The sequence below is a fragment of the Microbacterium sp. CFBP 8794 genome (genome assembly GCF_014841235.1).
Lineage (GTDB): Bacteria > Actinomycetota > Actinomycetes > Actinomycetales > Microbacteriaceae > Microbacterium.
Window position 1 is genome coordinate 94,011 of the sequence record NZ_JACYTT010000004.1, and the last position, 23,041, is coordinate 117,051.

Annotated in this window: 22 protein-coding genes; 9 read left to right on the forward strand and 13 right to left on the reverse strand. The window is 70.0% G+C overall.

What is annotated here, in order from left to right:
* Positions 1–18: 18 nt before the first annotated feature.
* The 6 genes from IFU19_RS11305 to IFU19_RS11330 all read right to left on the reverse strand — a co-directional run bounded on the left by IFU19_RS11305 (position 19) and on the right by IFU19_RS11330 (position 7,874).
* Positions 19–1,551, reverse strand: a complete 1,533-nt coding sequence (locus IFU19_RS11305; protein ID WP_192013878.1) for an ABC transporter substrate-binding protein — start codon at positions 1,549–1,551, stop codon at positions 19–21.
* A 101-nt stretch (positions 1,552–1,652) separates the two neighbouring features.
* Positions 1,653–2,414, reverse strand: coding sequence for a DUF1684 domain-containing protein (locus IFU19_RS11310; RefSeq protein ID WP_249405444.1), 762 nt, complete (start codon positions 2,412–2,414; stop codon positions 1,653–1,655).
* Between the two features lie 183 nt (positions 2,415–2,597).
* Complete coding sequence (locus IFU19_RS11315; protein WP_191915688.1) at positions 2,598–3,374, reverse strand: LLM class flavin-dependent oxidoreductase; 777 nt, start codon at positions 3,372–3,374, stop codon at positions 2,598–2,600.
* Positions 3,371–4,252, reverse strand: a complete 882-nt coding sequence (locus IFU19_RS11320; RefSeq protein WP_192013882.1) for an LLM class flavin-dependent oxidoreductase — start codon at positions 4,250–4,252, stop codon at positions 3,371–3,373. Before IFU19_RS11320 ends, IFU19_RS11315 begins: the two co-directional genes overlap by 4 nt.
* Positions 4,253–4,417: 165 nt before the next feature.
* Positions 4,418–6,943: an ATP-dependent Clp protease ATP-binding subunit gene (locus tag IFU19_RS11325; protein WP_191915687.1), complete on the reverse strand. Its 2,526-nt coding sequence runs from the start codon at positions 6,941–6,943 to the stop codon at positions 4,418–4,420.
* A 94-nt stretch (positions 6,944–7,037) separates the two neighbouring features.
* Positions 7,038–7,874 (reverse strand): hypothetical protein, encoded by an 837-nt coding sequence (locus IFU19_RS11330; protein WP_192013884.1) that lies wholly within the window; start codon positions 7,872–7,874, stop codon positions 7,038–7,040.
* A 143-nt stretch (positions 7,875–8,017) separates the two neighbouring features.
* Between IFU19_RS11330 and IFU19_RS11335 the strand changes: the two genes are divergently transcribed.
* From IFU19_RS11335 to IFU19_RS11355, 5 genes are read left to right on the forward strand one after another with little or no spacing between them, the layout of a single operon-like run.
* Complete coding sequence (locus IFU19_RS11335) at positions 8,018–8,803, forward strand: EI24 domain-containing protein (protein ID WP_055839935.1); 786 nt, start codon at positions 8,018–8,020, stop codon at positions 8,801–8,803.
* A gap of 24 nt (positions 8,804–8,827) precedes the next feature.
* Positions 8,828–8,977, forward strand: a complete 150-nt coding sequence (locus tag IFU19_RS11340) for a hypothetical protein (protein ID WP_013585971.1) — start codon at positions 8,828–8,830, stop codon at positions 8,975–8,977.
* 42 nt (positions 8,978–9,019) lie between these two features.
* Positions 9,020–10,684 carry an alpha-keto acid decarboxylase family protein gene (locus IFU19_RS11345; RefSeq protein ID WP_191915685.1) on the forward strand — a complete coding sequence of 555 codons (1,665 nt, stop codon included), beginning with the start codon at positions 9,020–9,022 and terminating at the stop codon, positions 10,682–10,684.
* A 28-nt stretch (positions 10,685–10,712) separates the two neighbouring features.
* Entirely contained in the window at positions 10,713–11,816 is a 1,104-nt protein-coding gene (locus IFU19_RS11350) for a class I SAM-dependent methyltransferase (protein WP_055937930.1), read from the forward strand.
* Positions 11,817–11,868: 52 nt separating this feature from the next.
* Entirely contained in the window at positions 11,869–12,423 is a 555-nt protein-coding gene (locus IFU19_RS11355; RefSeq protein ID WP_191915684.1) for a hypothetical protein, read from the forward strand.
* A gap of 70 nt (positions 12,424–12,493) precedes the next feature.
* Here IFU19_RS11355 and IFU19_RS11360 read toward each other — a convergent pair whose 3' ends face one another.
* Positions 12,494–12,958: a DUF3817 domain-containing protein gene (locus tag IFU19_RS11360; protein ID WP_192013886.1), complete on the reverse strand. Its 465-nt coding sequence runs from the start codon at positions 12,956–12,958 to the stop codon at positions 12,494–12,496.
* A 298-nt stretch (positions 12,959–13,256) separates the two neighbouring features.
* Here IFU19_RS11360 and IFU19_RS11365 point away from each other — a divergent pair, with 298 nt between their 5' ends.
* From IFU19_RS11365 to IFU19_RS11380, 4 genes are read left to right on the forward strand one after another with little or no spacing between them, the layout of a single operon-like run.
* Positions 13,257–14,282, forward strand: a complete 1,026-nt coding sequence (locus tag IFU19_RS11365; protein ID WP_055839840.1) for an FUSC family protein — start codon at positions 13,257–13,259, stop codon at positions 14,280–14,282.
* 8 nt (positions 14,283–14,290) lie between these two features.
* Positions 14,291–14,788: a hypothetical protein gene (locus IFU19_RS11370; RefSeq protein WP_156458777.1), complete on the forward strand. Its 498-nt coding sequence runs from the start codon at positions 14,291–14,293 to the stop codon at positions 14,786–14,788.
* Between the two features lie 55 nt (positions 14,789–14,843).
* Complete coding sequence (locus tag IFU19_RS11375; protein ID WP_342343409.1) at positions 14,844–15,689, forward strand: PfkB family carbohydrate kinase; 846 nt, start codon at positions 14,844–14,846, stop codon at positions 15,687–15,689.
* The gene (locus IFU19_RS11380; RefSeq protein ID WP_191926725.1) at positions 15,686–16,612 is read left to right on the forward strand and encodes a nucleoside hydrolase; all 927 of its coding nucleotides are present in this window, start codon (positions 15,686–15,688) and stop codon (positions 16,610–16,612) included. The genes IFU19_RS11375 and IFU19_RS11380 overlap by 4 nt, the downstream gene beginning before the upstream one ends.
* Positions 16,613–16,616: 4 nt before the next feature.
* Here IFU19_RS11380 and IFU19_RS11385 read toward each other — a convergent pair whose 3' ends face one another.
* The 6 genes from IFU19_RS11385 to nrdH form a co-directional block, all read right to left on the reverse strand.
* Positions 16,617–17,846: a HipA domain-containing protein gene (locus tag IFU19_RS11385; protein WP_192013890.1), complete on the reverse strand. Its 1,230-nt coding sequence runs from the start codon at positions 17,844–17,846 to the stop codon at positions 16,617–16,619.
* Complete coding sequence (locus IFU19_RS11390; protein ID WP_192013892.1) at positions 17,843–18,469, reverse strand: helix-turn-helix domain-containing protein; 627 nt, start codon at positions 18,467–18,469, stop codon at positions 17,843–17,845. The genes IFU19_RS11385 and IFU19_RS11390 overlap by 4 nt, the downstream gene beginning before the upstream one ends.
* 641 nt (positions 18,470–19,110) lie before the next feature.
* Positions 19,111–20,085: a class 1b ribonucleoside-diphosphate reductase subunit beta gene (gene nrdF / locus IFU19_RS11395; RefSeq protein WP_055838028.1), complete on the reverse strand. Its 975-nt coding sequence runs from the start codon at positions 20,083–20,085 to the stop codon at positions 19,111–19,113.
* A 38-nt stretch (positions 20,086–20,123) separates the two neighbouring features.
* A complete protein-coding gene (gene nrdE / locus IFU19_RS11400) occupies positions 20,124–22,292 on the reverse strand; it encodes a class 1b ribonucleoside-diphosphate reductase subunit alpha (RefSeq protein WP_055838031.1) in 2,169 nt (722 codons plus the stop codon).
* Positions 22,274–22,714 carry a class Ib ribonucleoside-diphosphate reductase assembly flavoprotein NrdI gene (gene nrdI / locus IFU19_RS11405; protein WP_055838034.1) on the reverse strand — a complete coding sequence of 147 codons (441 nt, stop codon included), beginning with the start codon at positions 22,712–22,714 and terminating at the stop codon, positions 22,274–22,276. The genes nrdE and nrdI overlap by 19 nt, the downstream gene beginning before the upstream one ends.
* 28 nt (positions 22,715–22,742) lie before the next feature.
* Entirely contained in the window at positions 22,743–22,976 is a 234-nt protein-coding gene (gene nrdH / locus IFU19_RS11410; protein WP_055838040.1) for a glutaredoxin-like protein NrdH, read from the reverse strand.
* Positions 22,977–23,041 lie beyond the last annotated feature (65 nt).

Genomic DNA, 23,041 nt, shown 5'->3' on the forward strand with positions numbered 1-23,041 from the left:
TCAGATATCGCCCGATGATCAGGCCTTCTGGATGCCGTAGACGTAGAACAGCGAGTTCAGGCCGTTCTCGGGCACGCCCGTCACGCCGGGCGCGGCCACGCGCAGCTGCGGGTTGAGGTACAGCCAGACGCTCGCGGCGTCGTCGGAGATCTGCTGGTTGACCTGACGGATGAGCGCGGTCTGCTCCTCGACGCTGCCGGCCGCCTCGGACTCCGCCAGCCACCGCTGCACATCGGCGTTGTCGTAGCCCCAGTAGAAGTCGGGGTTGCCGTAGAAGTTGATGTCGCGGTCGTTGACGTGGCCCTGCAGCGTCGCCTGGAAGTCCTTGTCGGTGTAGACCTGCTGGTACCACTGGTCGTCGGTGATGATCTCGATGTCGACCGTGATGCCGACCTTGGCCAGCTCCGACTTCAGGAACTCGGCGACCGTGGAGTGCACGCCCGAGTCGGGCGTCTTGATCGAGAACGTGAACCCGCCCGCGTACCCCGCCTCGGTCAGCAGCTGCGCGCTGAGGGCCGGGTCGTAGGGGTTGTTGTCGGCGAGGTCGATGTACCACGGCTCCGACGGCGGGACCATCGACCCGATGAGCTGGCCGCGGCCGTCCCAGATGGCATCCAGCAGCTTCTGTCGGTCGATCGCCGAGTAGATCGCCTTGCGCACCTTCACGTCGTTGAACGGCTCGATGCGGTCGTTGAAGGCGAGCAGCTCCTTGGTGGTGGAGGTGCCCTCGATGATCTGGAAGCCCGCCGCCTCGAACTCGGCCAGGCTGTCGGGGTTGGCCTGGCTCGTGACGAGGTCGACGGCGCCGGTGAGCAGCGCGTTGTTCAGCGCGGTGGGGTCGGCGTAGTACTGGTAGACGACGCCTCCGTTGGCGGGCGCGTCCGCCCAGTAGTCGGGGAACACGTCGAGGCTGATCGAGTCGCCCTTGCGGTAGTCGGCCAGCTCGTAGGGCCCGGTGCCGTCGGCGGTGGCGGTGAGGTCGCCCGCCTCGGAGTTGACGATCCAGACGTAGCCGAGGTTGTAGGTGAAGCTGATCGACGGCTGCTTCAGCGTCACCTCGACCGTCGAATCGTCCACCGCGGTCGCGGTGTCGATGACGCTCAGCTGACGCTTGCGCGCGGCGATGGACTCGTCGCCGATGAAGCGCTCGAGGCTGTAGACCACGTCGGCGGCGGTGAGGGCCTTGCCCGAGTGGAAGGTGGCGTCGCGCAGCGTGAACGTGTACGTCAAGCCGTCATCCGACACCGCGGTCTCGGCCGCGAGCAGGGGCTCGACCTCGGCGTCGTCGGTGATCTTGAAGAGGCCCTCGTAGACGTTGCCGGTGAACACCTCGGTGACGCCCGACGACCCGCCGAAGATCTGGTCGAGGTTGGTGGGCTCGTTCTGCGAGCCGACGACGATCTCGGCCTGCGGGTCGGACGCACCGCCCGAGGCGGAGCCGTCGCCCGAGGCGGAGCCGCCTCCGGCGGCGCATCCGGCGAGCACGAGCAGTCCGGCGGTGGCGACCGCGATGGCGGCGCCGAGGCGGGTGGAGCGGAAGCGTGAGGACACGTCGATTCCTTCAGGTGGTGAGGGGCGGGGACGCGCCGAGTGCTGTGGGCGCGGGTGGAGCGGGGTGAGCGATGCCAGGGGCTGGCGGCATCCGGATCGGGTCAGGGGTGGAAGTCGCCCTCGAAGCGCACGCGCTTCTCGCCCGCGCGAACGGGGAACGGCAGACGGTTCTGCGCGGGCGGAAGCGGGCAGTTCATCTGGCTGGAGAAGCCGCACGGCGGGACGATGGCGCGGTTGAAGTCGACGTCGAGCTCGACGCTCTCCCCCGCGGCCAGGGGACGGTCGGATGCCGGGCGGTCGAGGAAGAGGAAACGCCCGGCGCCGTAGCTCTCCACCCCATTGGTCGTGTCGCCGAAGACCAGCTGCAGCTTGGCCGTGCCCGCGTAGGTCGTGTCGAAGGCGGCCAGGCGGAACTCGCGACCGTCGACCTCGAAGACCAGGTCGCCCGAGACGGGGAGGGCGCGCGTCGCACCGTCGTCGCGAATGTGCTCGAACGGAACCACGCGCTCTTCGTCGACGAGCTCGAAGCGTCCCCGCAGAACCCACGACGGGTCGTAGTCGTAGGTCTCGATCGCCTCGAACGCCTGGTTGGCGGGGGAATCGCGCCGCCAGATGCGGTACCCCTGCTGCGTCTCGCCCGAGTCGATGTCGGCCCGCTGCAGGCGGGTGAGCAGCGCGTCGTCGGGATGACCCTCGCGGGCGGCGGCGTCGTCGACGGCCGGGGCGCCGGCGGGCGACCAGTGGGTCAGGACGAGAGCGAGCGGCCCCTGCGGGGCGGTGACGGCGGCGTGGCGCGCGGCGATCCACTGGGCGTGGGCGGCCGGAGCCGTGTCGTTCGAGGCGGTGGGGTGCGAGGAGGACATCATCATCAGTCTCACAACGCCGCGCCCGTCGCGAGAAATTCCGTGACGGACTGTTTCCGTTCGGGAGCCCGGAAGGTGCCCCTCCCGCACGGTCCGGTGCGACAGCCGAAGTACGCACCGTGGCGGCGGCGCCCGCCGGCAACACGCGGTGGCACCTGCCCGCCCTCCGGCGCGCCGGATCGCTCAGCCGGGCGCGGGAGCCACGCGCCGGGCGAAGTCGACGTACGCCTCGACGGTGTCTTCGGGCACGATCGCGCGCAGCACGACCTCGTCGGCGGCCGCCGTGTACGCCGCGAGCGCGTCACCCAGCTCGGTGGCATCGCGGATCGTCGTGTCGACGGCATCCACCCCCATCCGTGCGAAGTTGGCCGCGTAGTTCGGGAACGAGGCGTAACGGGCCGTCTCGGCGTCGAGACGCTCGCGCGCGGCCGAGTCGATCGCCGTGCGCACGTAGACCGCGACGTGCGCGGAGGGAGCGACCGCGTGCAGCGCCTCGGACTGCGCGTGCGCCTCGGCGGGCGGCACCCAGTTCAGCAGCACGCCCTCGGCGTGCTCGGCGCCCGTGCGACGCATTTTCGGGCCCAGCGCCCCGACGAGCACCCGTGGGATACCCGCGGCGTGCAGCACCTCGATGGCCCCGCGCACCCGCGCGAGCGCGCCCTGCTTCGCCATTCCCGAGCCGATGCCGAGGGTCAGGCGGTCCAGCGGAAGACCGAGCGATGCCACCGCGGCGGCGATCTCGTCGGCGGGGCGCCGGTCGACGGGAACGACGCCCGTGGCCAGACGCAGGCGTTCGGTCACGCGGGCCGCGGCCGCGAGGGCGGCGAGGGCATCGCCGTCGGGGGTGTCGTTGATCCAGAGCGTGTCGAAGCCGGCGCTCTCGACCGCAGGCGCGATCTCGGCGATGGCCTCGGGGCCCAGCGAGCCGGCGAGACCGAGAGAGACGGCACCCCGCGTCACGAGACGCCTCCGGCGCGGGGGACGGCCACCGCGGCCTGGCCCACCGCCGAGAAGAACGCCGCCAGGTCGACGTCGTCGGTCGGCAGGAGCACGACGTCGTCGACGCCGGCCGCCTGGAAGCGCGCGACCCCCTCGGCGACCTCCGACACCGAGCCGGCGAGGACCCGGTCGGCGGCATCGTCGCGATCGGCGAGCACCGCGGTGGCACGAGCGCGGGCGTCGGGACCGAAGGCGGTGAGCACGTAGGCCACGATGTCGGCCCGACCCTCGCGGCCGGCCTCGGCCCGCCCTGCCTGCACGGTCGCGACCGCGGAGGCGATTTCGGCGACGGTGTGCCTGCTGTCGAGCACCACCCCGTCGGCCACGGCACCCGCGAGCGCCAGTGTCTTGGGCCCCTCGGCCGCGGCGTACACGAGCGGCGCCTGAGCGGGCGGCCAGTCGAGAGCGACGTCGCGCAGCTTCACGTAGCGTCCCTCGGTGCTCACCGTCTCGCCCGCCAGCAGAGACCGCAGGGCCGGCAGGTGCTCCTGCATGAGCGTCAGGGGCGAGGCGGCCTTCGCCCCGACCTGTCGCATCCAGTCCTGCACCCCGTGGCCGAAGCCGGGCAGCAGTCGCCCGGGGAACATGCGCTCGATCGTGGCGACCTCCATCGCCGAGGCGGCGACGTTGCGCAACGGCAGGGGGGCGATCCCGATGCCGATGCGCAGGTGGTCGGTGACGGCGAGCGCCGCGGCGGCGGCCGCCCACGCCGACGAGCGGAAGCAGTCCTCCCAGAGCCACAGCTCGTCGATCCCCGCGTCTTCGGCCGCGCGCGCAGCGTCACGCAGTTTCTCGGGCGGGTGCGGGTACGGGCTGAAGATCGTGCCGATACGACTCATGCGTCTACTCTGCCGGGCCCCTCCGACATCGGGCGAGGGGGTGGCGCGCGTCGTGCCGATCCGGCTGGGTCCTTCACGGGCCGGGCCATCCGAGGGACCACCCTTGCGGCGCACGCACGGACGACGAACGCCCCGGGACCGACGTCCCGGGGCGTTCGTCCTGTCTTACGCCGCGAGCGCCTGTGCGGCGGCCCCGACCACGAAGCCCGTGGGGGTGGCATCCACCGTCACCGCTCCGCCGTCGACCAGCTCTCCCGACACGAACAGGTCGGCGACGCGATCGTCGACCTCGCGCTGGATGACGCGGCGCAGGGGCCGGGCACCGTACTCGGGCTCGTAGCCCACCTCGGCCAGCCGGTCGACGGCCGCGTCGGTGACGTCGAGCGCGACGCCCCGTGCCGAGAGTCGCCGCGAGGTCGCGTCCAGCAGCAGGCGCACGATCCGGCGCAGCTGCGCCTTCTCGAGCTTGCGGAACAGCACGATGTCGTCGATGCGGTTGAGGAACTCGGGCCGCATGGCCTCGCGGAGCTTTCCCATCACGCGATCGCGCAGATCGTCGTCGGCGAACTCGCGGCCGGTCGTGGTGAAACCGATCGCCCCGGAACGGGATGCCAGCACCTCGGCGCCCAGGTTGGAGGTCATCACGATCACGGTGTTGCGGAAGTCGACCGTGCGCCCCTGGCCGTCGGTGAGACGACCGTCGTCGAGCACCTGCAGCAGCAGGGTGAAGACGTCGGGGTGGGCCTTCTCGATCTCGTCGAACAGCACCACCGAGTAGGGAGCGTGACGCACGCGCTCGGTGAGCTGGCCGGCCTCGTCGTAGCCGACGTATCCGGGAGGGGCACCGATCAGCCGCGACACCGTGTGACGTTCGCCGAACTCGCTCATGTCGAAGCGGATCACGGCGGCGTCGTCGTCGAAGAGCGAGCCCGCCAGCGCCTTCGCCAGTTCGGTCTTCCCGACGCCGGTGGGGCCGAGGAACAGGAACGATCCGACGGGACGGCTCTCATCCCCCATGCCCGTGCGGTTGCGGCGCACGGCCTTGGCGACGGCCGCGACGGCATCGTCCTGCCCGATGACCCGGGCGTGCAGTTCGTCCTCCAATTGCGACAGGCGGCCGCGCTCGGTGGCCGTCAGGCGAGCGACCGGAATCCCGGTGGACCGGCTGATCACCGCGGCGATCTCGGGCTCGTCGACCACCGCAGCCGATCGCGGCCGGGTGGTGGCCGCGTCGAGCCGCGCCTGCACGTCGGCCATCTCGTCTCGCAGACGGGAGGCTTCCTCGTAGTGCTCGGCCGACACGGCGGCGTTCTTGTCGGCCTCGAGGGTCGCGAGTCGGGCGAGCAGATCCGTGGTGTCGACGCGCACGCCCAGCTTCAGCCGCAGGCGGGCGCCCGCCTGGTCGATGAGGTCGATCGCCTTGTCGGGCAGCACGCGGTCGGGCAGGTACCGGTCGCTCAACTCGACGGCGGCCCGGAGGGCGTCGTCGGTGTAGGACACGGCGTGGTGCTGCTCGTAGGCCGCGCGGAGCCCGTGCAGGATCTCCACGGCATCCGGGATCGACGGCTCCCCTACGCGCACGGGCTGCAGGCGGCGCTCGAGCGCGGGGTCCTTCTCGATCGTGCGGTACTCGCGCAGGGTGGTGGCGCCGATCAGGTGCACGTCGCCGCGGGCCAGGCGGGGCTTGAGGATGTTGCCGGCATCCATCGACCCGTCGCCGCTGCCGCCCGCACCGACGAGCGTGTGCACCTCGTCGATGAAGACCACGAGCTTGTCGGATGCCGCGATCTCGTCGAGCGTCTGGGTGAGGCGCTCTTCGAAGTCGCCGCGGTACCGCGCTCCGGCGAGCATGGCGGCGAGGTCGATCGAGACCACGCGCGTGTCGCGCAGCTGCTCGGGCACGTCGCCGGCGACGATCGCCCGCGCGAGTCCCTCGACGACGGCGGTCTTTCCGACGCCGGCCTCGCCGATGAGCACGGGGTTGTTCTTCGTGCGACGGCTGAGGATCTCGAGGGTCTGCTCGATCTCGTCGGAGCGCCCGATCACGGGGTCGAGTGCGCCCGCGGCCGCGCGCGCCGTGAGATCGGTGCCGAAGCGGTCGAGGTTCGGGGTGACGGATGCCGACTCGGCGGGCGCGTCGACCTCGTCGGCGCCGACGACGGTCTCGCGCACGCCCTGGGTCAGGGCTTCGGCGGTGACTCCGGCCTGGGCCAGGATCTGCCCGGCGGGGGCGTCTTGCGCGAGGACGAGGGCGAAGAAGAGGTGGTCGGGGTCGACGTACGTCGATCCGGCCGCGCGAGCGACCTGGAAGGCGTGGAACAACGCGCGCTGCACCGAACCCGCGACGACCGCCCCGTCGACGTCGGCGGCGGGACCGGCCGCGGGCAGACGGCTCTCGGCCGCTCGGGCGATGGCGGCGGGGTCGGCTCCCAGGCGCGCGACGGCGTCGTTCGCGGGGGATCGTCCCACGAGGACGTGCAGCACGTGCAGGGCGTCGAGCTCGCGCTGGCCGCGGCCGAGCGCGAAGCGGCCGGCGGCCTGCAGCGCGTCCTGGGTGCGGGCGCTGAGGAAGCGGCTCAGATCGATCGAGCGTTCGGCACGCGCCTGCTCGCCCGCCAGGTAGCGCGCGAGGAACTCGTCGAACGACTGGGCGCCGTCGTCTGCGGCGCCGGGGGTGACATTCTCGGGCAATTCCGTCTCCTGATACGTGAGTGCAACGGACTCAAGTTTGATACTTGAGCGTCGACGTATCAAGGTAACGCCGCTGCTCGCGGCGTATTCCCGGTCACGGCCCCAGCGTCGGATCGACCTCGTTCCACAGCTCGATCGTCTGCACCAGCCAGAACACCGCGAACAGCCCCACGGCGACGGCCTCCCCCCAGAGGATCACCGGAACGGCCGCCGTGTCGACGCCCGCGAGCAGCGCCGCCACGAGAACCGCCAGCGTCAGAACGATGGCCGCGGCGACCGCGCCGTACGCGAGGCGAACACCCCGCCCGTGCGACGAGCGCGGATGCGGGCGCCACGCGGCGAGGGCGGCGACGGCGGCGACGAGGAGGAAGAACCCCACGGCGGCCGCCTCGTGCGCGATCACGAAGAACGACGTCGGCGACACCCCCGCCCAGACCGCACCGGCGACCACCAGCGCCGCGACCGTCGCCGCCGTCAGCGTCACCCCGCGACTCGTCGTGCCCTGCACCCGGGCGAGGATCAGTGCGGCGATGACCCCGAGCAGCACGACGGATGCCACGGCCACGGCGTTGTTGACCACGGTCGGCATCACCGCATCGGGAACGCATGCCGTCGCCCCGGGGCAGCCCGAGCCGGGCCCCGCGACCGCCGTGGGCAGGTAGGCGATCGCGAGGGCGAGGACCGCGGCGACGTCGAGAAGAGCCTGCTCGAGACTCCGCCCCGACAGCGCCAGCAGCGCGAGGGCGATGGCGCTCAGCGCCCCGACGAACACCGGTCCGGCGGGCGTGTAGTACGCCGAGCTGATCGACGGCAGCGGGTCGCCGCCCGCGATCTCGATCCCGACCGAGAGGGCGAGCAAGACCGTCGCGCCGATCAGCGCCAGGCGCACGTACCGGTACGTGCGCTGCGTGGACGTCGTGCGAAGGCGCATACCGACATCGTGGCAGCGGCTTCCGACAGCGCCACCGAGGCGCCCGGGCCCCGGAGAAGCGCGGGAGGACCGGAGGCACCGCGAAGGGCGGGGACGCGCAAGGGTCGCCTGTGATGTCGGGGGGTTCTGCCACACTCGTCGGCATGCGCGAATTCCTCTCCGGCGCCGGGCTCCTGGCCCGCGGCCTCGGTCAGTGGCGCCGCACGCCCGGCGCGATGGCCCTCGGACTCATCCCGGGAACGGTGGTCGGCCTGGTCTTCGCCGCAGCTCTCGTCGCGTGGGGTTTCGCTCTGCCCGGCCTCGTCGTGGGCTGGACGCCGTTCGCCGACGACTGGGTACCGTTCTGGGCCGACGCGGCCCGCACCGCCCTGGGCCTCGCGTCGTTCGGCGCGGCCCTGCTGCTCGTCGTCGTGTCGTTCACCGCCGTCACGCTGCTGGTCGGCGAGCCGTTCTACGACCGCATCTGGCGCGCCACGGAACGCAGTCATACGGGTCGCGTCCCCGACACCGATTACGGGTTCTGGCGCGCCGTGGGCGACAGCGTCCGATTGATCTCCCGGGGCGTCCTCGCCGCAGCTGCGGCCTGGCTGCTCGGGCTCATCCCCTTCGTCGGCGGCGTCCTGGGCTTCGTCACCGGAGTGGTGCTGACCGGCTGGCTGCTCGCCGACGAGCTCACCTCGCGCGCCCTGTCGGCGCGGGGTCTCGATCGCCGTGCGCGCCGCGACATCCTGCGCGCGCATCGCGCTCGTGCCCTCGGTTTCGGGGTCGCCACGCAGCTGTGCTTCCTGGTGCCCCTCGGTGCCGTCGCTGTCATGCCCGCCGCCGTCGCGGGCAGCACCCTCTGGGCGCACGCCGCTCTCGACGAGATGCCCCGTCGACCCGCCGCGCCGCGCCCCGTCGCGGTCCCGCCGGCCGACCCGGCGCGATAGCCTGGACCGACCGAAGGGATCTTCATGTTCATCGTCTCGCTCATCCTGTTCGTCGGGGGCATGCTGCTCACCGGCCTCTCGTTCTCGCTCGCAGCCCCCGCGCTGTTCTTCGCCCTGGGCATCATCCTGGTCTCGGCGTCGTTGGCTCTCCCCTTCCACTTCGGCACCCGGTAAGCCGCTCGGCGGCACGGCACACGGCAGAGAGCGCGGGCGACGATGTCGACGTACACGGTGGCCGACTACCTGCTCGATCGGCTCGCCGAGTCGGGCGTCCGTCATCTGTTCGGCGTTCCCGGTGACTTCACCCTCGCGTTCCTCGACCATGTCGAGCGGCATCCGCTGATCGAGTGGGTGGGATGCGCGAACGAGCTCGGTGCCGGATACGCCGCCGACGGTTATGCCCGCCTGCACGGTCTCGGGGCCCTCAGCACGACCTTCGGCGTGGGTGAGCTCTCGGCCATCAGCGCGGTGGCGGGCGGCTTCGCCGAGCACGTTCCCGTGCTCCACGTCGTCGGCGCACCGACCACCGCCGTCCAGGCGGCGGGACGCGCGAGCCACCACTCGCTCGGCGACGGCGACTTCGGCCACTTCGCCCGCATGACCGCCGAGGTCACCGCGGCGCACGAGGTGCTGTCGGCGACCGATGCCACGACCCAGATCGACCGTGTGCTCGCCGAGGTGCGCCATCGGCGCCTGCCGGGCTATCTGCTCATCCCCGCCGATGTGAGCGAGGCTCCGGCTTCTCCCCCGGCCGCCGCGCTCCCCGCCCCCGACGTCGTCACCGACCCCGCCGTGCTGGCCCGGTTCCGCGATGCGCTGGGTGCCCGCCTCGAGGTGGCCGACTCGGTCTCGGTGCTCGCCGACATCCTCGTCGCGCGTCTGTCGGCCGAACCGTCCCTGCACCGCGTGCTCGCGCAGGGCGTGCCGCACGCCTCGCTGCTGTGGGGGCGCCGAGTCGTCGACGAGTCGGCTCCGGCCTACCTGGGGTCGTACCTCGGCGCAGCCAGTGCCCCCGCCGTGCGCGACGGGATCGAGACCGCCGATCTGCTCGTGATGGCGGGTGTGCAGTTCACCGACCTCACCAGCGGGTTCTTCTCGCAGCGCATCGATCCGGCACGCACGGTCGAGATCCGCGGCGAGCACACGCGCGTCGGAGACGACGACTTCCGCCCGCTCGCGATGCGCGACGCGCTCGACGCCGTCGCCGATGCCCTCGCCGCACAGGGCGATCGCTTCCGCGCCCCCGCGGTCAACGGGGTGCCGGCCGCACGCGAGCCCCTCGACCCCTCGGCCACGCTGAGCCAGACGGCGCTGTGGCGCGAGATCGCCGGTTTCCTGCGCGACGGCGACACCGTGCTCGCCGACCAGGGCACGTCGTTCTACGGCATGGCCGGCGAACGCCTCCCTCACGGCGTGGTCTTCGGCGGACAGCCGCTGTGGGCGGCCATCGGCTTCACCCTTCCCGCGATCCTCGGCGCGGCCCTCGCCCGCCCCGAACGGCGTTCCGTGCTGCTCATCGGCGACGGCGCCGCTCAGCTCACGGTCGGCGAGCTCGGCACGCTCGTGCGCCAGGGCATCCCCGCCGTGATCGTGGTCGTCGACAACGCCGGGTACACCGTCGAACGGGTGATCCACGGGCTGCACGAGCGGTACAACGACATCGCCACGTGGGACTGGACGGCCCTCCTCGCCGCCATGGACCCCGCCGGCACGAGTGTCGGCGTGCGCGTCGACACCGTCGGCGCGCTGACCGAGGCCCTGGCAACCGCCCGCTCGGCGACGGGGCTGACGCTGGTGCAGGCCGTGGTGCCGTCCGACGACGTGCCGCCCGTGCTCGCCGACCTGGCCTCCGCGGCGGCGGCGGCCAACCGCCGCGCCTGAGCCCAGGAGCAGCGGGTACCGTGGCACGGTGCCCTTCTCCTTCGAAACCCTCCGCCGCTGGCCCGATCTCGAAGGGCCCGAGCTGTACGCCGCCGACGCGGCCGATCGACTGATCCTCGACGAATCGGCCGAGGCCCGCGCCGCCGCCGTCGACGGTCAGCTGGTGGTGATCGGCGACGACTACGGCGCGCTCACGCTCGCCGCGGCCGACGCCGGTGCCCGCGGCATCCGCGTGCACCAGGACGGCGTCATCGGCGAGAAGGCCCTGGCGGCGAACGCCGAGACCGCGGGCCTGTCCGACACGTTCATCTCGCGGGACCGGGATGCCGCTCTGCTCGCCGACGCGCGCGTCGTGCTGCTGCGCCTCCCCCGCTCGCTGCGCGAGCTCCGTGACCTCGCCGGGCTGATCGCGCTGCACGCGCACCCCGATGTCGTCGTGTTCGCGGGCGGCCGCCTCAAGCACATGACGGTCACCATGAACGAGGTGCTGCGCGAGTACTTCGATCGGGTCGACGTCTCTCACGCCCGGCAGAAGTCCCGTGTGCTCCTCGCCCGCGGCCCCCACGACGGCGCCGAGCCCCAGCCCGAGCGCGCCACGGTCGACGGTTTCGAGATCCGCGCGTTCGGCGGTGCCTTCGCCGGCGCCTCGATCGACATCGGCACCCGCCTGCTGCTGGCGCACCTTCCGGCACCGAGCGGCGACGACGCCATCGACCTGGCCTGCGGCACCGGCGCGGTCGCCGCAGCCCTCGCCGTGAGGCATCCCTCGCTTCGCGTGATCGCGAGCGACCAGTCGGCGATCGCCGTCGCCTCGGCGCGGGCGACGGCCGACGCGAACGGCGTCGCCGACCGCATCGAGGTCGTGCGCGACGACCTTCTGCGCTCGCAGCCTGAGGCCTCCGCCTCGTTCATCGCGCTGAACCCGCCGTTCCACGTGGGCGCCGCCATCCACGAGGGAGTCGCCCCCCGCATGTTCTCGGATGCGGCCCGGGTGCTGCGCTCCGGCGGCGAGCTGTGGACGGTGTGGAACTCGGCCCTGCAGTACCGACCGGCGTTGACCCGACTGGTGGGCCCCACGCGTCAGGTCGCCCGCGATCGCAAGTTCACGGTGACGGTGTCGACGAAACCGTGAGTGCGCGGCCGCCGCGGACGGCGGAGGTCCTCAGGCCCGGGAAGGAGCTGTCATGCACCATCGCCTCGCGTACGCGGTCGCCGTGAGCGTCCTCAGCGCCGCGCTGGCGACCGGCTCCCCCGCCCCGGCCTCTGCCGTGGCGCGCTTCGACCCGCTGAGCGCGAGCGACACGGTCGCCCTGCTGGCGGACTGCTCGCGGGTGACGCCGAACGGCCGCGATTACGCCGAGATGCACGACCTCGACCTCTGCGGCGTGCAGGACACCCCCGAAGACCGGCCACTGCCGACCGAGGCCGTGGGCGGCGAGGAATGCGGATCGCTGACCCTCACGACGACCGGGCGCGGCGCGGGGCTCGTCGCCGTGGAGTGGAGGGTGGCCTCGCGTACCGGTCCGATCCTGGGGATGGAGCTCGACCTGACGGTCTCGGGACGCGCGGGTGACACCGTGCACCACTTCGCGACCGCGGTCGGCAGCCCGCTCGCGTCGGACGGGGTGGTCGTTCCCGCGGGGGTCGGCAACGCCCGAGTCGCGCTGTCGGGAACGGTCGAGACCTTCACCACGACCTGCACGGTCGCCTCGGCGAGCGCCCGCACGTTCGTCCGCTGAGTGCGGGAGCCGCAGGAGGAGTCGCCGACGGACGACCGAGCGTCGCACGACCCCGCGCACGCGACGAGTGTCAGCCCTTACCGCCCGGGGGGCCCACGACCAGCAGCACCACGAACACCACGGCGACCACGGCGATCAGCACCGCCGCCAGCACCCAGGGTCGACGCAGGAAGAAGCGCAGCAGCCGGTCGATCGGCCGGCGATCCCGCTGGTCGTCGCCCGCGTCGCGACGCCAGGCTCCGCGCAGGCGGCCGCTGCGCTGCAGCCAGATCTCGGTGGGGATCGTCGCGTAGGGGATGACGGCGCTCACGACCGCGACCGCCGCGGGCCCGAGGCCCCACCGCTGGTTCAGGGCGACGAGCACCGCGGTCGCGCCGTAGGCGAGGAACACGAAACCGTGGATGCCGCCCCCGATCGACACCGCGATGGGCAGATCGGCCGTGGCACGCAGGATCAGTCCCGCGATCAGCAGTGTCCACGAGATCGCCTCGGCGATCGCGAGCGTGCGAAACAGGGTCAGGGGCGTGCGGAACACGTCTCTCCTCGTTCGGGTCGGGGCCTCCCACCCTACGGGCTGCGCGGCGGCGATGCCCGCCGACCGTTCGACGTCGAACGACGACGAGGACTCACTCGATGGGCTGGTCCTCGCCGTCGAGTGAGGGATCCGACTTCTCCCCCTCGGCGGCGGTCGAGGTGTCGGGCTCGGGGCCGGGTTCGATCGGGGGCTTCTCGCGTTCGGCATCCATTCCTCCACACCATCAGAAAGTGAGAGGGATGCCACACCCTTGACGCCGTCCCCCGATCGCCCGTTGCGCGGCGCGTAGGCTGAAGCAATGGCGGAATCCCGGGGGCGCGTGTGGACCGGAGTCATCCGGGTGGGACCGCGACAGGGCGATCATCGCGTCGCTGTGCGTGCCGTGATCAGCGTCGGCGTCCCGCTGCTGGTGCTCCTGCTGCTCGGTCGCCTCGACCTCAGCGTCTACGCGAGCTTCGGCGCCTTCGCCGCGCTGTACGGCCGCAACGACGTGCCGCGGGTGCGCCTGCGCATGCAGGCGACGGCCGGCGGCATGCTGTTGGCATCGATGCTCGTGGGCACCGCCGTGTCGTTCCTGTCCACCCCGGCGCTGGGGAGCGTGGCGGTCGTCGCCGTGCTCGCGGCGGCCGTGACGCTGTTCGCCTACCGCAAGCAGTGGCACCCGCCCGGAGCGCTGTTCGCGGTGTTCGCCGCGGGTGCGACCGCGAGCTTCCCCGCCACGGCCTCGACGTTCGTCACGGTGCTGGTCGTCGGCGGTGCGAGCGTGCTGTGGAGCCTGCTCGTCTCGGCGGTGTCCGTGGTGGTACGTCGCGGATCGTGGCAGCGTCCCGCCCGCCCGCGCCCGCCGATCGGCGCCGTCGCGTGGGAGATGACCGCCACGGTCGGCGTCGCCGCGCTGCTCGCGGGCATCGCCGGCGCACTGCTGGTCGGCACCCACTGGTACTGGGCCATGGTCGGCGCCGTCGCCGCCGTCGGCGGGGCGCACGTGACCGCGCGCCTCATCCGCGGGGTGCAGCGACTGGTGGGCACACTGCTCGGCGTGCTGATCGCGGCGGGATTGCTCGCCCTGCACCTGCCGCCGTGGCTCGTCATCGTGATCGCCGTCGCCCTGCAGGCCGGGGCCGAGCTGTTCGTCGGCCGCAACTACGGCATCGCGATGATCTTCATCACCCCGCTCGCGCTGCTCATGGTGTCGCTCGCGTCGCCGGTGGGCCCCGACCTGCTGCTGCGCGACCGGGTGATCGAGACGATCATCGGCGTCGCGGTGGGAACGATTGTCGCGATCGTGTCGGCGGTGCTCCGCCGCCGTTCCTCGCTAGGGTGACCCCCGACATGAACGACCACCACGACTCGCCCGCGCGCCGCGCCCTCGGACACGACGCCGCCGAACGCATCAGCGCGGGATGCTACGGCGCCCTCGTCTCGGCATCCACTCTCATCGGTCTCGGCAACGCCGAACTCAGCGACGTCATCGCCGTGGTGGCGCTCACCAACGTCGTGTACTTCGCCACCCACGTCTTCGCGTACTCCCTGGGCGACGTGTCGTCGAAGCGTCCGTGGCAGATCGTCCGGCACCACCTCGCGGTCGGTGCGCCGATGGTCTCGGTGACCTTCCTGCCACTGCTGGTGGTCGTCGCGCTGTCCGCCGCGGGGGCCGACCTGCAGACGGCCCTGCTCTGGGGCGTCGGCGTGGCCATGGCCTACCTCGTCGTCGTCGCCACCGCCGGAGCGCGGCTGCGCGGCTACCCCGCCGTCGCCGTGGTGCTCACCGCGATCGGATCCGTGGTCATCTCGGGACTGCTGATCGTGGCGAAGCTGCTGTTGCACTGAGGCCGTCCGGCCGCGTCACCCCGATTGTCGGCGGGTCGTGCGAGGGTGGGTTCTCGTGACCCCCGGTTCCTCCCCGCCCCTCACCGTCGTCGGCGCCGTCAACGTCGACCTCACCGCCCGCGTCGAGCGCGCTCCCGCTGCCGGAGAGACGGTCGCCGACGGCGTGCTGCAACGCGGCCCCGGCGGCAAGGGTGCCAACCAGGCGGTCGCGGCCGCCCGGCTGGGCGCCGCCGTGCGGCTGATCGGCGCGGTGGGCGACGACGCCGACGGTCGTGGCATCCTTGATCGGCTCGCCGCGGTCGGCGTCGACGCATCGGGCGTGCAGACCGCCGGGGCCGCGACCGGCACCGCCCTCATCGTGGTCGACGCGACGGGTGAGAACTCGATCGTCGTGTGCGCCGGCGCGAACGCCGCCATCGACGCGACGACGCTCGGGATCGAGCCGGGCGCCGCGGTGCTGATGCAGCTCGAGGTGTCGGATGCCGTCGTCTCGGCCGCCGCGGCCGCCGCCGGCTTCTTCGCCCTCAACGCCGCCCCCGCCCGCCCGCTCCCCGCCGGAGTGCTCGAGCGATGCGACCTCGTGATCGTCAACGAGACCGAGTACGCGCAATTGCCCGAGGTGCACGACGCTCCCCTGCTCTGCGTGACGCTCGGCGCCGACGGCGCACGGCTGTTCCGTCACGGCGAGCTCGTGGCCGCAGCCGCCGGTGTCGCCACGACCGTGCGCAACACCGTCGGCGCGGGCGATGCGTTCTGCGCGGCTCTCGTCGTCGGGCTGCTCCGGGAAGACTCCGAGGCCGACGCCCTGGCGCGCGCCTGCGCGGTGGGGTCGGCGGCCGTCGCCGACGAGGCCTCGCAGCCGGCGCTCGGCCCCCTCGACACGTACGGAGCGTCCGCATGACCCGCCGCCCGATCCTCGTCGACTGCGACACCGGCATCGACGACGCCCTCGCCCTGGCGTACCTGCTGGCCGAACCGAGCGTCGAGATCGTCGGGGTGACGACGGTCTCCGGCAACACGGATGCCGCCCGCGCCGCCGCCAACACCCTCTCGCTCTTCGAGCTCGCCGGCGAGAACGACATCCCCGTGGCCATCGGCGCCCACGACTTCCGCGGCCGCGCCTACGCCGGTGGCGCGCCCCACGTGCACGGCGACGACGGGCTCGGCGGCATCGCACTGACCGCCGCCGCCCGGGCGCACGATGCCCGCGCCGCCGTCGAGCTGATCGACCACGCGGCCACCCGGCATCCGGATCTCACCGTGCTCGCCCTCGGGCCGCTGACGAACCTCGCCGCGTACGCCGAGGCCCCCGGCGTCGCCCGGTTCGACCGTCTCGTCGTCATGGGCGGCGCGTTCGCCCACTCGGGCAACGTCACCGCGTGGGCCGAGGCGAACATCCACAACGACCCCGAAGCGGCCGCCGTCGTTCTCGCGCAGGACTGGGACACCACGCTCGTCCCCCTCGACGTCACGATGACGCAGACCCTGGATGCCACCGACCTCGTGCGCCTCGAAGCGATCCCCGGCGCTCTGCCGCAGGCGTTGGCCGCGATGCTGCCGTTGTACCTCGACTTCTACGCGGGCCGCGTATTCCCCGACCGTCGCTGCGCGCTGCACGACCCGCTCGCCGCGATGGTGGCTGCGGGAGTGCTGCGCGGGGTCAGCGTCTCGTCGGGACAGGTCGAGGTACGGCTCGAACGCGGCGAGCGCGGGCGCACGGTGTCGTCGCGCGGTTCGTCGACGCAGCGGTGGGTGCGCGGCATGGAAGGGTCCGCGGTCGAGGTGCTGCTGGAACGGCTGGAATCGCGGGAGTGGCCGGGGTGAAACGTCAGGTCCTCGCCCGGTGAGGCTCCGTGAGCGCGAGGGAGGTATTGCGCTCGACGGTCGCTCTCATCACCTCGACGTGATCTTCGTCTAGCTGCGCCCAGGCGGTTTCGTTCATCTCCGCCATCCCAGCCGCCACGTGCGAGACGATGGACATCACCTCATCCGGGTCTATCGCCACCCGGCGAGCGAACTTGCGCCAGTGGTCACGGCTGACTGCCTGCGGGTAACGGGCGCCGGAAACGCGCATCGCTAGTTCTTGCTCGAACGACGGGTACAAACCAACCGGCACGACGTCGTAGATCGGCGCAAGACTCACCCCATCCGGCCGAAGCAGGACGGAATAGTTCTTGGCATGGGCGTCAGCGTTGCCCACTAAAACGTTGAACGCCAATTGCTGGATGAAGACCCGGGCGAGCGAGCCGGTGTCGTCCACCTCACGGAGTTTTCCGACGATCTGCTCTGCGGTGACGCCGTACTTCTCACCGGGAGGAAGACCGATCGACTGAGCGAGGTCTTCAGCGTGCAGGCGTTTCGCAAGGAGAGAAGTGGGTGTCACGGCTCTGTCGAAGCGCTCGACGATGAAGGCGGTCTGGTCATACGCGTGCAGGATTGCCACTTTCGGCGCGGGTACGCCCACGTCCGCGGCAAGGGTCAACGTCGCAACCTCCGCGAGCTCGAGGTCGCGATGCTCTCTCTTGCCCGGCTTGAGAATGTGGGTGGACGGGACGGACTCATTGGACCAATACCAGTCGGCGTCTATCCGAGCCAGAGCGAACTTCCCTTGGGTGCCGGCAAGAGAAAACCGCGCGGGGACATCTTTCGGTGCCCACGCGTCCGGATCGAGCTTGATGCTGTTGATGCGGTCGGCCACATCACGATCGAGCGCCGGGTTCAGCCGAGCAGGGCCCGCGGAGGGCATCTCGCCTTCTGGAAGGAGAACCAACCCGCCGGCGACGTCTCCCCCGGCCTTCTGGAGCAGATCGAAGGTGCCGGTCCCGGACGCTCCGTAGACCTCCGCCATCCTGCGCCTGGCGTGTTCCCTGTCCGGGACGAGGTTGTCCAGCAGGTTCGCCGGCGCACCCCGGGTCCACCCCCCTTCGCGCGGGAGCGAGAGGGAGATGGGGGTCGCTGACGCATCCTCCGAGTAGGTGAAGGTCACGACACCGTCGTCTGCTCGGGCGAATTGACCGGCGTGGATGCCCTCCAGCCATGCCTCCAGGCGCTCGCTCACGCGAGAGCCAGATCCGGTAGGGCCGTCGGTTCGATGTCGAGCATCCGGAGCACACGCCTGCTGGTGGTGGGCGAAGACAACGGGCGACCGTTCTCGATGTCGCGGAGATCTGCGACGGAGACCTCGGCCTCTCGCGCGAGCTGTTGAAGAGACAGCCCGCGGATCCGTCTCTCGGTGCCGACCACCTCTGCCAAGTCTTCCGGACGGCGCAGATACTCCCGGCGTGAGCGGTGAAGGGCTTCGCGAACGTATCCTGCGTCACCGGCGACGGCATGGCGGACAAGGTTCGTACCGAAGTTCACGGTCGCGTTGTCAACGTTCCCCCTCCACCAGTCCACGAGGAGCTCGGCGGGGTTCTCCGACGAACGAAGCTCACGGATGCGCGTCGCCGTCCGAGACAGCTCCTGCCCGTGTATGCCCGCAAGGCTCCGCGTATGTAAGGCCTGCGCAAGGAGCGATTGCGACCTTTCCGACAGCGGACGACGCCGTGACCGCACGCTCGGCATCGCCGTGATGTGCCAGCTTCCCCCGGCCTTCGTCGCGGCGATCTGCCCGGCGGCGATCATCGCGACGACGCGGCGCGGAGAGACATCCAGCGCTGCCGCAGCCTCTTTCACGTTCATGACACAACTATACTTTCCTGTCCGCTTATGCAGCCGAAGGTCCGAGCGTCTTCATCGACCCCACTTCCCTCAACGTTGGCATGACGACGCCGTCCGGGGTACGACGACGCCCGCGACTCGGTCGAGCTGCTCGATCGCCTGGCATCCCGGCATCCGGATCTCGCCGGGCGCGATCTCGGCAGCCTCGGACGCAAACCCGTGCCGCCGATACGTGGTCATGCCTTGGCCGCCATGACGCTCGACGTCAACGCCGAGCTATCCGATGAAGACCGCGAGACCTCCATCGTGAAGATGACTGGAACGCGAGCGATGGCGCTCTCGTAGCGAGTAACGTGGAACGCGGCGAGGCTGGACTGCAGATCCGAACCCCGCCGCGTTCACGTCGATGGATTACTTACCGTTCTTCTTCGTGGGCTTCTCGACGACGGTCGTCCGCGGGTTGCGGGCGGCCGTCGCTGGCGTTACATAACGCCCCGTGATGGCGCTGCGTGCTTTTCCTTTATCAGCCATGCTGTTCACCTCCTCTCGGTGAATGTGGGCAGAACGTGGGTGAACCCCCGCCGCGCGGCGCCGAAATGGGCACGGCGCGACGGGGGCTCTCGACCGCAGCGCGGCCCAAATTTTGCTGCGGTCAGGAATCTTTAGAAGTCCCAGTCGTCGTCTTCCGTCGCCTCGGCCTTGCCGATGACGTACGACGAACCCGACCCGCTGAAGAAGTCGTGGTTCTCGTCGGCGTTGGGCGAGAGGGCCGACAGGATCGCCGGGTTCACGTTCGTCACCGACGACGGGAACATCGCCTCGTAGCCGAGGTTCATGAGCGCCTTGTTGGCGTTGTAGTGAAGGAACTTCTTCACGTCTTCGCTCAGGCCGACCGAGTCGTAGAGGCTCTGCGTGTACTGCACCTCGTTGTCGTAGAGCTCGTACATGAGCGAGAAGGTGTAGTCCTTGAGGTCCTGACGACGTGCCTCATCGACCGTCTCGAGTCCACGCTGGAACTTGTAGCCGATGTAATACCCGTGCACGGCCTCGTCGCGGATGATGAGACGGATCAGGTCGGCCGTGTTCGTGAGCTTCGCCCGGCTCGACCAGTGCATCGGCAGGTAGAAGCCCGAGTAGAACAGGAACGACTCGAGCAGGGTCGAGGCGACCTTGCGCTTGAGCGGATCGTCGCCACGGTAGTAGTCCATGACGATGCGCGCCTTCTTCTGAAGGAACTCGTTCTCGGTCGACCAGCGGAACGCCTCGTCGATCTCTTTCGTCGAGCACAGCGTCGAGAAGATCGACGAGTAGCTCTTGGCGTGCACCGACTCCATGAACGCGATGTTCGTGTAGACGGCTTCCTCGTGCGGGGTGAGCGCATCGGGGATGAGCGAGACCGCGCCGACCGTGCCCTGGATCGTGTCGAGGAGCGTGAGCCCCGTGAACACGCGCATGGTGAGCGTCTGCTCTTCGGGGGTGAGCGTGTTCCACGACTGGATGTCGTTCGACAGCGGCACCTTCTCGGGGAGCCAGAAGTTGTTCACCAGACGGTTCCAGACCTCGAGGTCCTTGTCGTCTTGGATGCGGTTCCAGTTGATGGCCTGCACGTGGTTCAGCAGCTGCAGCTTTTCAGCCATGGCGTTCCTGCGTCCTCTATCGGTGGATGGTCAGCGGCTCAGAGCATGCACGAGACGCACTCGGTCATGTCGGTGCCCTCGAGCGCCAGCTGACGCAGACGGATGTAGTAGATGGTCTTGATGCCCTTGCGCCACGCGTAGATCTGGGCCTTGTTGATGTCGCGGGTGGTGACGGTGTCCTTGAAGAACAGCGTCAGCGACAGGCCCTGGTCGACGTGCTGCGTGGCCGCGGCGTACGTGTCGATGACCTTCTCGTAGCCGATCTCGTAGGCGTCCTGGTAGTACTCCAGGTTCTCGTTCGTCATGAACGGAGCCGGGTAGTAGACGCGACCGAGCTTGCCTTCCTTGCGGATCTCGATCTTCGAGGCGATCGGATGGATCGAGCTCGTGGAGTTGTTGATGTACGAGATCGACCCGGTCGGCGGCACGGCCTGCAGGTTCTGGTTGTAGATGCCGTGGGCCTGCACCGAGGCCTTCAGCTCACGCCAGTCGTCCTGTGTGGGGATCTGCACGCCCGCGAACAGCTCGGTCGCCTTCGCCGTCTGCGGCACCCACACCTGGTCGGTGTACTTGTCGAAGAACTCCCCCGACGCGTACGTCGAGTTCTCGAAGCCGTCGAAGGCCGCGCCACGCTCGATGGCGAGGCGGTTCGATGCCCGCAGCGCGTGGAACAGCACCGTGTAGAAGTAGATGTTCGTGAAGTCGATACCCTCTTCGGAGCCGTAGTACACGTGCTCACGAGCGAGGTAACCGTGCAGGTTCATCTGGCCGAGGCCGATGGCGTGCGAGCGGTCGTTGCCGTCTTCGATCGAGCGCACCGAGGCGATGTGGCTCTGCACGCTCACGGCGGTGAGGGCGCGGATCGCGGTCTCGACCGTGAGGCCCAGGTCGCCGCCGTCCATCGCCAGGGCGATGTTCATCGAGCCCAGGTTGCAGGAGATGTCCTTGCCGATGGTGTCGTACGAGAGGTCTTCGTTGTACGTCGTCGGGGTGTTGACCTGCAGGATCTCGGAGCACAGGTTCGACATGTTGATGCGGCCGGCGATGGGGTTCGCCTTGTTCACCGTGTCTTCGAACATGATGTACGGGTAGCCCGACTCGAACTGGATCTCGGCGAGGGTCTGGAAGAACTCGCGCGCGTTGATCTTCGTCTTCTTGATGCGCGGGTCGTCGACCATCTCGCGGTACTTGTCGGTGACCGAGATGTCGCCGAACGGCTTGCCGTAGACCTTCTCGACGTCGTACGGCGAGAAGAGGTACATGTCTTCGCCGTTCTTGGCGAGCTCGAACGTGATGTCGGGGATGACGACACCCAGCGAGAGCGTCTTGATGCGGATCTTCTCGTCGGCGTTCTCACGCTTGGTGTCGAGGAAGCGCAGGATGTCGGGGTGGTGGGCGTTGAGGTACACCGCACCGGCACCCTGGCGGGCGCCGAGCTGATTGGCGTAGCTGAAGCTGTCTTCGAGGAGCTTCATCACGGGGATGATGCCCGAGGACTGGTTCTCGATCTGTTTGATCGGCGCACCCGACTCGCGGATGTTCGACAGCAGGAGGGCCACGCCGCCGCCGCGCTTCGACAGCTGCAGGGCGGAGTTGATGCCGCGGGCGATCGACTCCATGTTGTCTTCGATGCGCAGCAGGAAGCACGAGACGAGTTCGCCGCGCTGCGCCTTGCCGGCGTTGAGGAACGTCGGGGTGGCGGGCTGGAAGCGTCCCGAGATGATCTCGTCGACCAGCTGCACCGCGAGACGCGGGTCGCCGTCGGCGAGGGCGAGGGCGGTCATGACGACGCGGTCCTCGAAGCGCTCGAGGTAGCGCTTTCCGTCGAAGGTCTTGAGCGTGTAGCTCGTGTAGTACTTGAACGCGCCGAGGAAGGTCTCGAAACGGAACTTGGCGCCGTAGGCGCGGTCGTTGAGCTCCTGGATGAAGTCCATCGAGTACTTCGCGAGCACGGTCGGCTCGTAGTACTCCTTCTCGACGAGGTAGTCGAGGCGCTCCTTGAGCGAGTGGAAGAACACGGTGTTCTGGTTGACGTGCTGCAGGAAGTACTCCCGCGCCGCCCGCTTGTCGGCGTCGAACTGGATGTTGCCGTCGGCGTCGTACAGGTTCAGCATCGCGTTCAGGGCGTGGTAGTCCAGCCCCTCGAAACGGGCCTCGGTCTTGAATTCCGCCTTGAAGTGCACGTCGGTCAGTTCAGCTTCCACCATCGTTCCAATCCCTGGGTGACGCGCTCGACGTCGTCTGGCGTGCCGAATACTTCCAGCCGGTACAGGTGCGGCACGGTGCACTTGCGGCTGATGATGTCGCCGGCGAGGCAGAATGCGTCGCCGAAGTTCGTGTTCCCCGCGGAGATGACGCCGCGGATGTTGCGTCGGTTCCGTTCCTCGTTGAGGAAGCGGATGACCTGCTTGGGGACCGCGCCCTTCTCGACGCCCCGGCCGGCACCCCCGCCATAGGTGGGGGTGACCAGCACGAAGGGTTCGTCGACGTGGAGGGGCGGATCGATCGGTCGCATCGGAATGCGCACGGCCCGCTTGCCGAGCTTCTCGATGAAACGTGCGGTGTTGCCCGACACGCTCGAGAAGTAGACCAGCAGCGGAGCCTCGGTCGCCGACAGGACAGCGCTCATGACGGGAGTCGTCGAGGCTGTCGAGGGATCAAGCGAGGCGCGAGGCGAGCTCATCGATCTTGTCGGGACGGAAGCCCGACCAGTGGTCCTCGTCGGTGATGACGACGGGGGCCTGCAGGTAGCCGAGCGACTTGACCTGCTCGAGTGCCGACGGGTCTTCCGACAGGTCGAGCACGTTGTATTCGATGCCCTTCGAGTCGAGCGCACGGTAGGTCGCGGTGCACTGGACGCAGGACGGCTTGGTGTAGACCGTGATCGCCATGTTGTCTCTCTCCCCTGGAAATTCTTCGTCCGAGCAAGCAGGGCTAGCCGGGACCTCAATACTAC

Excerpts from the sequence above, each read along its gene's own strand:
- IFU19_RS11310 (WP_249405444.1), bottom strand. The coding sequence starts at position 2,414 with ATGTCCTCCTCGCACCCCACCGCCTCGAACGACACGGCTCCGGCCGCC.
- IFU19_RS11320 (WP_192013882.1), bottom strand. The coding sequence starts at position 4,252 with ATGAGTCGTATCGGCACGATCTTCAGCCCGTACCCGCACCCGCCCGAG.
- IFU19_RS11330 (WP_192013884.1), bottom strand. The coding sequence starts at position 7,874 with ATGCGCCTTCGCACGACGTCCACGCAGCGCACGTACCGGTACGTGCGC.
- IFU19_RS11335 (WP_055839935.1), top strand. The coding sequence starts at position 8,018 with ATGCGCGAATTCCTCTCCGGCGCCGGGCTCCTGGCCCGCGGCCTCGGT.
- IFU19_RS11340 (WP_013585971.1), top strand. The coding sequence starts at position 8,828 with ATGTTCATCGTCTCGCTCATCCTGTTCGTCGGGGGCATGCTGCTCACC.
- IFU19_RS11345 (WP_191915685.1), top strand. The coding sequence starts at position 9,020 with ATGTCGACGTACACGGTGGCCGACTACCTGCTCGATCGGCTCGCCGAG.
- IFU19_RS11355 (WP_191915684.1), top strand. The coding sequence starts at position 11,869 with ATGCACCATCGCCTCGCGTACGCGGTCGCCGTGAGCGTCCTCAGCGCC.
- IFU19_RS11365 (WP_055839840.1), top strand. The coding sequence starts at position 13,257 with ATGGCGGAATCCCGGGGGCGCGTGTGGACCGGAGTCATCCGGGTGGGA.
- IFU19_RS11370 (WP_156458777.1), top strand. The coding sequence starts at position 14,291 with ATGAACGACCACCACGACTCGCCCGCGCGCCGCGCCCTCGGACACGAC.
- IFU19_RS11380 (WP_191926725.1), top strand. The coding sequence starts at position 15,686 with ATGACCCGCCGCCCGATCCTCGTCGACTGCGACACCGGCATCGACGAC.
- IFU19_RS11390 (WP_192013892.1), bottom strand. The coding sequence starts at position 18,469 with ATGAACGTGAAAGAGGCTGCGGCAGCGCTGGATGTCTCTCCGCGCCGC.
- nrdF (WP_055838028.1), bottom strand. The coding sequence starts at position 20,085 with ATGGCTGAAAAGCTGCAGCTGCTGAACCACGTGCAGGCCATCAACTGG.
- nrdE (WP_055838031.1), bottom strand. The coding sequence starts at position 22,292 with ATGGTGGAAGCTGAACTGACCGACGTGCACTTCAAGGCGGAATTCAAG.
- nrdI (WP_055838034.1), bottom strand. The coding sequence starts at position 22,714 with ATGAGCGCTGTCCTGTCGGCGACCGAGGCTCCGCTGCTGGTCTACTTC.
- nrdH (WP_055838040.1), bottom strand. The coding sequence starts at position 22,976 with ATGGCGATCACGGTCTACACCAAGCCGTCCTGCGTCCAGTGCACCGCG.